General features: G+C 60.1%; 12 protein-coding genes. 7 read left to right on the forward strand and 5 right to left on the reverse strand.

The window, feature by feature from the left end:
- The first annotated feature begins 29 nt into the window (after positions 1-29).
- Positions 30-1448, forward strand: coding sequence for a short-chain fatty acid transporter (locus ACYZUD_RS18420; RefSeq protein ID WP_462019573.1), 1419 nt, complete (start codon positions 30-32; stop codon positions 1446-1448).
- 36 nt (positions 1449-1484) lie between these two features.
- On the opposite strand, the gene ACYZUD_RS18425 is transcribed toward ACYZUD_RS18420, so the two are convergent.
- Together ACYZUD_RS18425 and ACYZUD_RS18430 are read right to left on the reverse strand one after the other, a co-directional pair.
- Entirely contained in the window at positions 1485-1829 is a 345-nt protein-coding gene (locus ACYZUD_RS18425) for a HepT-like ribonuclease domain-containing protein (RefSeq protein ID WP_462019574.1), read from the reverse strand.
- The gene (locus tag ACYZUD_RS18430; RefSeq protein WP_462019575.1) at positions 1826-2116 is read right to left on the reverse strand and encodes a nucleotidyltransferase family protein; all 291 of its coding nucleotides are present in this window, start codon (positions 2114-2116) and stop codon (positions 1826-1828) included. Before ACYZUD_RS18430 ends, ACYZUD_RS18425 begins: the two co-directional genes overlap by 4 nt.
- A 142-nt stretch (positions 2117-2258) precedes the next feature.
- Between ACYZUD_RS18430 and ACYZUD_RS18435 the strand changes: the two genes are divergently transcribed.
- Both ACYZUD_RS18435 and ACYZUD_RS18440 read left to right on the forward strand, forming a co-directional pair.
- Entirely contained in the window at positions 2259-3431 is a 1173-nt protein-coding gene (locus tag ACYZUD_RS18435; protein WP_462019576.1) for a hypothetical protein, read from the forward strand.
- Positions 3432-3612: 181 nt separating this feature from the next.
- Positions 3613-4137, forward strand: coding sequence for an SET domain-containing protein-lysine N-methyltransferase (locus tag ACYZUD_RS18440; RefSeq protein WP_462019577.1), 525 nt, complete (start codon positions 3613-3615; stop codon positions 4135-4137).
- 5 nt (positions 4138-4142) lie between these two features.
- Here ACYZUD_RS18440 and can read toward each other — a convergent pair whose 3' ends face one another.
- Positions 4143-4787 carry a carbonate dehydratase gene (gene can, locus ACYZUD_RS18445; protein ID WP_462019578.1) on the reverse strand — a complete coding sequence of 215 codons (645 nt, stop codon included), beginning with the start codon at positions 4785-4787 and terminating at the stop codon, positions 4143-4145.
- Between the two features lie 152 nt (positions 4788-4939).
- On the opposite strand from can, the gene ACYZUD_RS18450 reads away from it, so the two are divergent.
- Positions 4940-5329 (forward strand): serine kinase/phosphatase, encoded by a 390-nt coding sequence (locus ACYZUD_RS18450; RefSeq protein ID WP_462019579.1) that lies wholly within the window; start codon positions 4940-4942, stop codon positions 5327-5329.
- Positions 5330-5440: 111 nt separating this feature from the next.
- On the opposite strand, the gene rimI is transcribed toward ACYZUD_RS18450, so the two are convergent.
- Positions 5441-5893, reverse strand: a complete 453-nt coding sequence (gene rimI, locus ACYZUD_RS18455) for a ribosomal protein S18-alanine N-acetyltransferase (RefSeq protein WP_462019580.1) — start codon at positions 5891-5893, stop codon at positions 5441-5443.
- Positions 5886-6626 carry an energy transducer TonB gene (locus tag ACYZUD_RS18460; RefSeq protein ID WP_462025070.1) on the reverse strand — a complete coding sequence of 247 codons (741 nt, stop codon included), beginning with the start codon at positions 6624-6626 and terminating at the stop codon, positions 5886-5888. Before ACYZUD_RS18460 ends, rimI begins: the two co-directional genes overlap by 8 nt.
- Positions 6627-6863: 237 nt before the next feature.
- On the opposite strand from ACYZUD_RS18460, the gene mksB reads away from it, so the two are divergent.
- Genes mksB through mksF form a run of 3 tightly spaced genes read left to right on the forward strand, consistent with a single transcriptional unit; the run spans position 6864 to position 11681 of the window.
- On the forward strand, positions 6864-8153 hold the full coding sequence (gene mksB / locus ACYZUD_RS18465) for an Mks condensin complex protein MksB (protein ID WP_462019581.1): 1290 nt from the start codon (positions 6864-6866) through the stop codon (positions 8151-8153).
- Complete coding sequence (gene mksE, locus ACYZUD_RS18470; protein WP_462019582.1) at positions 8143-8844, forward strand: Mks condensin complex protein MksE; 702 nt, start codon at positions 8143-8145, stop codon at positions 8842-8844. The genes mksB and mksE overlap by 11 nt, the downstream gene beginning before the upstream one ends.
- On the forward strand, positions 8841-11681 hold the full coding sequence (mksF, locus tag ACYZUD_RS18475) for an Mks condensin complex protein MksF (protein WP_462019583.1): 2841 nt from the start codon (positions 8841-8843) through the stop codon (positions 11679-11681). The genes mksE and mksF overlap by 4 nt, the downstream gene beginning before the upstream one ends.
- Positions 11682-11836: the final 155 nt, after the last annotated feature.

Below are 11836 nucleotides of genomic sequence, written 5' to 3' on the forward strand. Positions count from 1 at the left end.
CAACAAACATAAAAATTCGAGGTACTCCCGTGGCCGCTGATATCGAAGATACCCGCTCTGCCCGTTTTGCCCTGCGCTGTTCAAGCTTTGCCGAACGCTGGTTCCCCGATTCCTGGGTGTTTGCTGCACTGGCGGTCATTATCGTCGCCGTCGCCACCCTGTTCATGGGGGCCAAACCCACCGACGCCGCCATGGCGTTCGGTGACGGTTTCTGGAGCCTGATCCCGTTCACCATGCAGATGGCCTTCGTGGTGATCGGTGGTTACGTGGTCGCCAGCTCACCACCGGCAGTGAAGCTGATCGACCGGCTGGCGCGGCTCCCGAAAAACGGACGCTCCGCGGTAGCATGGGTGGCGCTGATCTCCATGGTCGCGTCGCTGCTGAACTGGGGCTTGTCGCTGGTGTTTGGCGGCTTGCTGGTACGCGCCCTCGCCCGCCGTGCCGACCTGAAAATGGACTACCGCGCCGCGGGTGCCGCCGCGTATCTGGGTCTTGGTGCGGTATGGGCCTTGGGCCTGTCGTCTTCCGCTGCACAATTGCAGGCCAACCCGGGCAGTCTGCCGCCGTCGATTCTGTCGATCACCGGCGTGATTCCGTTCACGCAAACCATCTTTCTCTGGCAGTCCGGCGTGATGTTGCTGGCGCTGATCGTGATCTCGCTGATCATTGCCTACGCCACCGCGCCCGGCCCGAACTCGGCGCGTGATGCCCAGGCCTGTGGCATTGACCCGAGTTTCAACCTGCCACCATTGCAACCGCGCACCCGCCCCGGCGAATGGCTGGAACACAGCCCGCTGCTGACCATTTTGCTGGTGCTGCTGGCGGCCGGATGGCTGTTTCATGAGTTTTCGACCAAACCGGCGATCAGCGCGATTTCCGGGCTGAACACCTACAACTTCCTGTTCATCATGCTCGGTGCCCTGCTGCACTGGCGCCCGCGCAGCTTCCTCGATGCCGTGGCGCGTGCGGTGCCGACCACCACCGGCGTGCTGATCCAGTTCCCGTTGTACGGCTCGATCGCTGCGCTGATGACCACGGTCAAAGGCACCGATGCCCAGACCCTGGCTCACCACATTTCGACCTTCTTCGTCAGCATCGCGTCCCACGACACCTACGCGCTGCTGATGGGCGTGTACTCGGCGATCCTTGGTTTCTTCATCCCGTCCGGCGGCGGTAAATGGATCATCGAAGCGCCGTACGTGATGCAAGTGGCCAACGACCTGAATTACCACCTGGGCTGGGCCGTACAGATCTACAACGCCGCCGAGGCCCTGCCAAACCTTATCAACCCGTTCTACATGCTGCCGCTGCTGGGCGTGCTGGGGTTGAAGGCACGGGACTTGATCGGCTTCTCGTTTGTGCAGCTGCTGGTGCACACGCCGATCGTGTTGTTTTTGCTGTGGGCGTTGGGGACGACGCTGACGTATACGGCGCCGGTGATGCCGTAACCGGAGTTGATTGCACCTGCTGCGGAGCAGGTGCAATCAGATTTGATCGGTGGGTAACACCTTCAGCAATTCAGGCAACGCTGACTGAACCGTATCCCACACCACGTCAAGGTTGATATCGAAGTAACCGTGAGCAATGCGGTTACGCATACCCCGCATGCTGCGCCATGGCACTTGAGTGTTCTGCGTGGCGTACTCGGCGTAGCGATCCATGATTTTGGTCGCTGCCTCTCCAATAATAATGAGGCGCATGATGACCGCTTGCTGGGTACGCTTGTCCTCGAAGAATTCTTCATTACTCAATCCGTCAACAAAGATCAACGCATCACCGGCGGCCTGACGCATATGGTCAAGATAGTCGCCAAAACGGTTATCGGTCATACAGGACGAGCCTGTTCAAGCACTTGCTGACGAAACTTCAATGGAAGATCGCCAGGAGTCAGCAGGTCAACGCTCACTCCCAGCAGATCTTCAAGTTCAACTTGAAGCCCACCAAGATCAAAAAGCGTGGCGCCTGGCAAGGCATCTACCAGCAAATCAAGGTCACTCCCCTCTTTATCCGTCCCCAACAATGCCGAGCCAAATACACGGGGATTGGCGGTACGAAAGCGGCCTACAACTTCGCGAATGGCTGCTCGTTGTAAATCAAGAGCGGTGGAGGGCTTCATATTTCACCTGTACCCAGTGCAGTATTGCGCCAGTCTAGCAGTGCTTGAGTGAGGTAAACACTGCGCCACTTGTAACCCGCCTGTCGTATCCAACTGTACCCGCCTCCGCTTCGGGGGCCCACACGCTGAAAAGGATCTGAGCATGTTCAAACTCGCAGGACTCACCCTCGCCGCGCTCACCCTGAGTGCCGCCGCCCATGCCGATGTCGACCTGAAGCTGGGCAGTACCGAACGCGTCACCCGGCTGTTCGCTTACCCCAATAACTGCAATGTGATCTGCTTTCGCAACTGGACGCTGGAGCAAACCGTCGAGCATTACCTGACCCAAAGCGTACAACGCGATGGCTACAGCGCGGCGAAAGTGCGGGTTAAAACCGATAACGATCAGCTCTACGCCGACATCAGCGGCGTACCCGACGGCTATGAAAAACCGTTGGCCGCGCTGCTCGACGCCGGCGAACTGGCCTACACCGGCGCCCGCAAACTGAATGCCGACGGCAAGTGGGCCTATAGCTGGTATCTGTTCCTGCCACTGGGCATGGCCCTGGAAAACCGCAAAAGCGTTGAGCTGCTGCACTTCCCGCCGGATTATTCGTTGACCCAGGCTCAGGATTACCTGAAGTCTGCTACCACGGATCGCTGGGCCACACTGCTCACCGTCAATGGAATCCCGGCCGATCAGACGCCGGGTTACCAGACCATCATCGACATCGCCCCGATTGCCGCGCCATCCAATGCCGGCAAGGACCTGGAAGGCGTCTACGACTACTTCAAGGACTACCAGACCACCATGGTCAAGGAAGTCAGCCAGAACGCCAAAGGGGCTGCATTGCCAATGGTTGCCTTCGGCGCGCCGGTGCGTAACTGGATCAAACAGCAATACGGGCCGACCGTGGACGTTCTGGGGCTGGCCACCATCAGCCCGAGCGAAGGAGTGAAGGTGCCCGTGCTGGGTTCCAACCATCCGAGTTACATCTGGTACGCCGCCAACCCGGACAGCTACACCGGCGACGATACCCAGGCCAAGGCTGACGCCGCGGGCCTGAAAGTCATGGGGCAGGATTTGAGCGCCGCGTGCTGGCAGGCCGGAATGGGCAGCAAACCGGGCAGCGACCCTAACGTTCAGCTCAAAAGCTGCACCCAGACCTGGCAAGTGACCCAGAAGGAAAAAACCTGCGAGCTGTTCTACACCTCGATCCGCGACCTGACGCCCGAACAAGCCGCCGCCAAGTGCGCGACGCCACCGGTCAAGTCCCAGCTCAAACAGCTGCAAGCGCCGGCCCCTGTGACCGCAATCCCCGCCCCGCTCCTGTAGAACGACGAACGGCTTTTCCGCGTGAGCCATGGCTGACGCGGAAAAGCGCACTTTTCTCCTGTCAATTATGCCAGTAGACCGGTTGTTTGATTTGCGAGAGGCTTGAAGCGCACCCAAGTGTTGCAGAGCTGACAGGACGTCAGTTGACGGAGGTCGCAGCACCCAGTCGACAAGGATTGTTATGAGAACCCACGCTCAACAAGAACCAACCTCACCGCCATCCAATGGCATCTACCCATTTGCAGAGTTGCCCCTGCGCCTTGGATTCCCCTCCAGGGACGACTTTGAAATCATCTACAACACCCAGGAATCGGCAATGGCCGTCGCCGCACGGCGCGAGTTCCCGCGCATCAGCCGAATCTGCCGGGTTTCCGGACATCTGTTGCCCTATCGCTGCCGGCATACCCGGCAGCTTGCGCCGGGCATTCATGTCTACGATCCGCGTTTCTGCGGTCTGCTCAGCCACTCCTGCGACCCCAATGTCTTTCTCGACATGAGTGAGCTGTGGTTATGGGCGCTGAAAGACATCAAAAAGGGTGACCGGCTGACGATGGATTTCGCCGCGACAGAAGACAAGCTGCTGCGGCAGTTTGCCTGCCGCTGCGCTTGTCCCGATTGCCGTGGCTGGATCACCGGCTACGACGAATCGCCGAATGCCAACGGCCAGCTGTTTTTTCAACACTGGCGCCGACGAAGCCTGATCTGAAGGCTTTACAACGCTTCGACCGGACGCAGGCGGTACTGCGGCGGCAACTGTTCGAAACCGCTGATGGTCGCGTTCAGGCTTTTCCAGCGTCCGTCCTTGATGCCGTAGATACAACCGTGAATCGACAGGCTCTGCCCGCGATGCCAGGCGTTTTGCACAATGCTCGTATGCCCGACGTTGGCCACTTGCTGGACCACGTTGAGTTCGCAGAGACGGTCAACCCGCTCTTCTTCGGTGGGCAACTTGGCCAGCTCTTCGCGCTTTTCATAATAGAGATCGCGAATCGAGCGCAGCCAGCCGTCGATCAGGCCCAACTGGCGATCCTGCATCGAGGCACGCACGCCGCCGCAGCCATAGTGGCCGGTGACGAGGATGTGTTTGACCTTGAGCACGTCCACCGCGTACTGAATCACCGACAGGCAGTTGAGGTCAGTGTGCAGCACCACGTTGGCCACGTTGCGGTGGACGAACAAGTCGCCGGGCAGCATGCCGACAATCTCGTTGGCCGGCACACGTGCATCGGAACAGCCGATCCACAGATATTCCGGCGTCTGTTGACGTGCCAGCTTGGAAAAGAAGTCCGGATCTTCCTGTTTGATCGCCTCGGCCCAGCGTTCGTTGTTATCAATCAGATCTTGTAATTCGTTCATGCTGTGAAGCCTCAAGAATGATGCGCTTCTTTGACAGACAACCGCCTGTCGGGGTCACGCGCAAGATGCAGATACCCGGTGTTCCATGCCGGTGGAATTCTGAGCAGTCCAGTGGGTCCACCCTAGTAAGGCCCACAGTATGAGGAATTGCCATGACTGATTCACGCCGTCCGTACGATGCGGTGCAACCCGAGCCCATCGACGACAACGAAGACCGCATGGGCTCGATGCATGAACTGGATTTCGATGAAGAAGAACCGAGCGCCAAAATCGGCGATGAGCTATCGCAAACAGAGCGCGAGCGACTGATGCCCCAGCACCGCGTGCGTGAAGCCTCAACCGATGACAATGAATCCACCGACGATGACATGAGCCCGGAAAACCTGATCCATGAAGATGGCGCAAGGGACGCCCACGAAGCGGGTGAAGGTGAACAGGCGGATTGGGAGTTGAGCATTGTCGATGAAGACGACATCGGCGGTGGTAACGGGCTGGATGAGGCAGAGATGGCGCAGCGCGATCCGATCGATGGCAATCGTTGATGCTCTGGCGCCTGACAAAACGCCATCGCGAGCAGGCTCGCTCCCACAGGTTTTATGTACGACACAAATCCATTGTAGGAGCGAGCCTGCTCGCGATGCTTTGAAGGGCCATCAATCGACGAGGGTGCATGCCATGACAACGGCGTCTTCCCGCCCGCCAACGGCCGGGTAGTAATCGCGTCGACGGCCAATCTCGTTGAACCCATACCGCTCATACAACCGAAACGCCGACCGGTTACTGTCGCGCACTTCCAGAAAACACTCTCGCGCCTCTGCCTTATAGGCAATCGACATCAAATGCTCCAACAGCGTCAAACCCAGGCCACGGCCCTGATTTTCCGGTTTGACCGTGATGTTCAGCAGATGCGCCTCATCGAGAATGATCTGCACCACACCATGACCGACCTGTTGCTGGCCTTCGAACATCAGCCAGATCTGGTACTTGCCCAGGCCATCAAGAAAAATCCCGCGGGTCCAGGGATGGCTATAGGCCGCGTATTCGATTTTCAGTACAGCGTCCATGTCCGCCTCGGTCATCGGGCGGAACGATACAGCGTCACTCATTTGATTCTTTCCAGCGCGCCATCAGCCGACGCATGGCTTGCCAGACATCAGCCTTACGCTGTGGCTCTTCCATTAAGAGTTCCAGACCCGGCAGGGCCCAGACCGAGCCCAGGCCTTCGACCTGGAGTTCACGGTTGTAGGATTCGGCGTTCGCCTCACCGGCAAAGCGCACCGCCGGCAAGCCGATCAGCCACAGGCAGACGCACGGCGCATCTTCCAGCCGGGCCGAGAGGAAACCCTGGACGAAATCGCGGGCCGCTTCCGGGCCTTGATCCATGGTGCCCCGGGCCAGCAGCGGCCAGCGTACCGGTTCGCCGACGATCTGCGGGCTGTCCGGCAGACCGGCGGCGCGCAGCATGTCTTTGAGCAACAGGTAGGCGGGATCGCGAGTCTGAAAGGTTTCGCCTGTGGGTAACTCCACCAGCAGCAGGCAGCGCCCCGCGCGCAGCAATTGCAGGGCGAAACGCGGTGGCGGCACGATCGGCGCCTTGACCGCGACTGGCGCCTCCTCTTCTTCGACCTTGGCGTTCGTGCGCGTGCTGGCCAACGATGGCCGTGGCACGTCGATCTTCACCCGTTCGGCCGGTTTGGCCACAGGTTCCACCGGTGCATCGGCCACAGGCGCCGGCACAACCGGGGCGACGACCAACGGCTCGGGCATCTCCAGCAGTTCGGGGCGCGAGGGCGCAGCAAAGGGCAATTCGGTGCGCGGCAGCCAGTTGACCACCTGCATGGCGGTCAAATAAGCGCGGCGACGAGACTCGATAAGCAAAGGTCGGCCACTTGTGGATAACTAAAGTGCGGTGATTCTACCGCCCTTCGCTCAAGATCGCGCGCTGTTGATCGAATAGACTTCACCGATAGTCTTTCCACCTATGAAAAATGGCGACAGCCCGTCCCGAGAGTGAATCGACACGCCTGCGATGCAGTACAATCGCGGCTTTTAATCGTCAACCAGCCGGCCATTCCGATGATCGAACCCAAGCGCGTCTTGCGCGCCCTCGCTGAACACTGGGCACTTCTGGAGCCACTGTGCGAGCACTTCGACCAAGGCACCTTGAGCCTCAACGAATTGCGCACGCAACTGGCCGCCCAGCAACTCGACAGTACGCCGCAGGACATCACCAGCCTGCTGGACGTGTGGATCCGCCTCGACATTCTGGTTCCCGTGGCGAAAAGCCCGAACCGTTTCGAGCTCAACGCGCAGATTCACGACTTCCTCGCTTACCTGCGCCGTGAGCACCGCCTGGGCCTGTGCCTGGAAATCGAAGCCTATTTGCGCCACCTCGAACGTCTGGCCGGTTACATCCAGGACGCCTTCGACATCCGCGACGGCAACGATCTGGCGCGCCAGTTGCGCCTGCTCGACATGCGCGTGCGGGACGTTCTGAAGAAACTCGCCAACGACGAACAGGCCCTGGTGGCCGTCGCCGAACGCGCCAAGACCAGCGACCGGCAGATTCCGCTGCGTCAGCGATACGCTGAAGTGCTGGCGACCTGGGACGAATATGTCGAGCCGATGATTCAGCTGGTGAACGCCGACGGCGCCTTCGAACAAGGCGTGCGCAAGGTCGAGAACGTACTGCTGAAGATGCTCACCGAACAGCAGCGCCTCGGCCATCTGGTCGATGACGACATGCTGCTGCGCACCCACGCACGCATCCTCGAAATGCAGACCAGCGCCCAACTGACCCTGCGTCATGCCCGCGAGCTGCTGTTGCCGCTGCGTGAAGAAGCCCGCCGTCACAACGCCGTCACCCGTGGCGCCGCGCTGGCCCTGGCGGCCATCCGTCGCAAAGGTATCGATGCAGTGCCGCAAGCGGCGATGCCGATGTTCACTCGCCCGCAAAGCACGTTCCTGGGCAGCGCCAGTCAGGTCGAAGCCTACGTTTACGCCCTGGCCCGTTTCGAGCCGAAACCGGCGCGTTTCCCCAAGGCCCACAAGACCCAGAAAGGCGAGGCACCGCGCGCGCCACGCACCGTTCGCGAAATGCTCGAACGCTGCGAAGACGCCCTGCCGATGCCCGACCTGATGACCTGGTTGCTGGAGCAGGAACCGGACGGCGCCACCGACGAATTGCTTTACTGGTTCTCGCGCCTGTCGCGGGAAAAACGCTTCAAACGCGAGCGTCTGGAACGCCGCGATTACCACACTCATGAGCACCAGGTCAGCCTGCGCTCCTTCGCCCTGCTCTCGGCCCGCGACAGCGCCGAGGATTCTGCGAGCACCCTCTATGCAAGTACTCCACATGCAACTTGATCTATCCGAACTGTCCCAGCTGGCGCCGATCTTTCGCGAGCTGTTCAAGGGCTACCACGTCAGCCGCCGCGACCCGGAACTGTACGCTCAACTGTCGAACTTCCAGGACCAGTACCGCACGCTGTTCAAGGCACTGGGCTTTGAACTGGTCTGCGACACCCGGGGTTTCTACTACTTCGTACCGGATCTCGCCGCAGCGGCGGTGAACAAGACCGCGCAACGTCTGGCGCTGTTCACCTTCATCCTCGTCGAACATCTGGCCGACCAGGGCCGCGACCCCATTGCCGTGCTCGACGGTGGCAGCCTCGGTCGCGATGAACTGCCGTCGCTGCTGGAAAAGTACCGCGACCTGTTCATCCAGGCCGAAGTGCAGACTGTCGAAGAACTTGAAGAAAAAATCATGCGCCGCATGACCCAGCTCGGTTTCGCCAGCGAAGAGAACGGCATTTACCGTTTCCTGCCGCCGATGCACCGCTTCCTCGATGTCTGCCTGTCGGTTCAGCAGGACCGCGATCTGGCGGCCAGCCTGCACAGCGTGTTGCCGCTGCCGGTTCCGGTGTTGATCGACGACGATAGCGACGAACAATTGCTGCAAACCGATGATCCGCTGGACTTGAGTGACTTCGCGGAAGAAAGCGAAGAAGACGCCCTGGCCCGCGCCATTGCCGAAGAACAGGAGACCGACGCATGAGCAAGGAACGCTACGGCATTCGCCGCTTTGCCCTTTTGAACACCGCCGGTTACAGCCTCGGTCTGTTCCCGCTGGAAGAACCGTTGTCGGTCTACGGCGCGAACAACCTTGGTAAATCCGCCTCGATCAACGCCTTGCAGTTCCCGATCCTGGCGCGCATGTCGGACATGAGTTTCGGCAAGTACAGCCTGGAACAATCCCGGCGTTTCTACTTCGCCTCGGACACCAGTTACATCCTGGTCGAAGTCTCGCTGCCCCACGGCCCGCATGTGATCGGTGTGGTCGGGCGTGGCCCGGGCGGTGGTTTCGGTCACCAGTTCTTTGCCTACGCCGGCAAACTGGATCTGGCCCACTACCAGAAAAACGACACCTGCCTGCGGCAGAAAGAACTGTTCACCAACCTTGAGCGCGAAGGCCTGAAGGCCTACGAACTCAAGCCGGATGAACTGCGTCGTTTGCTGGTCGGTGGTCACACTTCGATCCCGCTGGACCTGACGCTGATCCCGCTGCGCTCCACCAGCGAGCAGAGCCTGAAGACCTTCCGCGCGTTGTTCATCAACTTGCTGCACATGCGCGAAATTACCGCGGCCAAGCTCAAGCAATTATTCCTCGATGCCTTTGAGCACAGCCTGCGTTCCGGCAGTGTCGACTACATCGCTGCGTGCGAAGAAGCCTTCCGCGATGTACGTCGCATGGAACAGGACTACAACTCGCTGGTCGCAGCCGGCCCACTGGTCGAAGCCTTGGCCAACGGCGTGAAACAGCGGGACATCCTGCGCGGCAAACTGCATCGCCTATCGCCGCTGCTCGATTCCCTGCTTGGCACCTGGTCGGACTATGCCAGTGCGCGCAAGGAAGAACTGACGATTCAGGCCGAGCACTACCGCAACGAGCAGGACGCCCTGCAAAACGATCAGCGCGGCGGCACTCAGGAACTGATGCGCCTGGAGCGGGAAATCACCGGTATCCAGCGCTGGCTCGGCGAGTTGTCGGTGCTCAAGCATCGCTTCGCACTGGTCGATGACGTGAAAGTCCTGGAGCAGCAACTGCTCGCGGCCAAGGATGCACACGACGAACTGGCCGGTGCGCTGGCTCAGTCGCGGCAGTTCAGCGCCGAAGACCTGGACGAGCGTCTGCGCGATCTGGAAAAACGCCTGAAGTCGGTCAAGCAGCAACTCGATCACGCCGACAACAACAGCTACGCCCGCCTGCGCGAAGAATTCTCGCAGCAGGACGTCGAGCGCCTGATGCGCCTGTTCAATAGCGCACTGTTCAGCCTGCCATTGGGCGAGCACGGGATTGCGCTGGACGAGGACGGTCAGTGGGTCAAATCCATGGAGCTGATCCTCGACGGCTTCAAAGGCGAGCGCTTCGAAGTGCCGGGGCTGTCCATCGATCTCTCGCACATCGAGCCGCCGGCCCTGCAAGCCCTGGCTGACCGTGCCGCGCTGCGCGATCAGAAAGAGCGTCTGGACAAAGAACTCAAGCAACTGAAAACTCAAGCGGCCGTGGCCGCTGACCGCGCAGCCAGCAAGACTCAGACCGAAGCGCTGTACCAGCAAGTGCTGGATGCGCAGAAAGCCCTGGAAGACTTCCGTCGCTCGCAAACCCTGAGCGCCGAGGAAGGTGACAAGCTTGAGCAGTTGGCGCAGATGGAAGCGGCACAGGAAGAACTGAAGCGCTCCAGCGACGCCTTCACCGAACGCGTCCAGCAACTGTCGGCCAAGCTGCAACTGGTCGGCCGGCAGATCGGCGACATGGAAGCCAAGCAACGCACCCTCGACGACGCCCTGCGCCGCCGCCAACTGCTGCCGGCAGACCTGCCGTTCGGCACGCCGTTCATGGACCCGGTCGACGACTCCATGGACAACCTGCTGCCGCTGCTCAATGACTATCAGGACAGCTGGCAAGGTTTGCTGCGCAGCGACGGTCAGATCGACGCGCTGTATGCTCAGGTTCGCCTCAAGGGTGTGGCCAAGTTCGACAGCGAAGACGATATGGAACGTCGCCTGCAATTGCTGATCAACGCGTACGCGCACCGCACCGACGAAGCGCTGACCCTCGGCAAGGCGCGCCGTGCGGCGGTCACGGACATCGCCCGGACCCTGCGCAACATCCGCAGCGACTACGACAGCCTCGAACACCAACTGGCGCTGTTCAACCGCGAAATCAACAAGCGTCAGGTCTCCAACCTGCAGAGCTTCCGCATCGTGCTTGCGCCGAACAAGGAAGCCCTAAAGCACATCGACCAGATCATCCACAGCGCTGGCCAGTATGAAGAAGGTGAAACCCTCTCCGTCTTCGACCTCAGCCAAAGCGCAGATCAGGACAACAAGAACGAAGAAGCCAAGGAATACCTGGCGCGTCTGGTAGCGGCGAACCACAACCAGCTCGGTCTCAAGGACTTGTTCGAACTGGCGTTCGAGATCACCAAGGTCAACGGTCAGCCGGTGATTCACACCGACATCGATGGCGCGGCGTCCAACGGCACCACCATGACCATCAAGGCGCTGACCAACATGTACTTGTTGCTGCACTTGATGGACCGCGACCAGGCCGGGCGTGTGCGTCTGCCGTACTACCTCGATGAGGCGGCGGACATCGACGAGAAAAACCAGGCAGCCTTGCTGGAAACCAGCCTGCAACTGGGCTTCGTGCCGATCCTGGCCAGTGTGAAGCCGCAGGTCTGCGCCAGTGTCGCCATCGACCTCGAAGGCGGCAGCGGACCGAACGGGATCTACATCGACGAGGCGGACTGGAAGTACATCCGTCGTCACGATGAAGTGAAGGCTGCCGTTAACGTTGAGGCAGATGAGCCGGAGCTGGATTCGGTTTGATTTGACGTAATCCAAGGCAAAAAAAGAGGCCGCGATCTGAATGGATCACAGCCTTTTTTGTTCGTGCCTTTTAGGTTTTCAGTGCGTTTGAGGGCCTCTTCGCGAGCAGGCTCGCTCCACACTGGTTCGGTGTGCACCGGACTTAATGTGGGAGC

It is taken from the genome of Pseudomonas sp. XS1P51 (genome assembly GCF_054897845.1).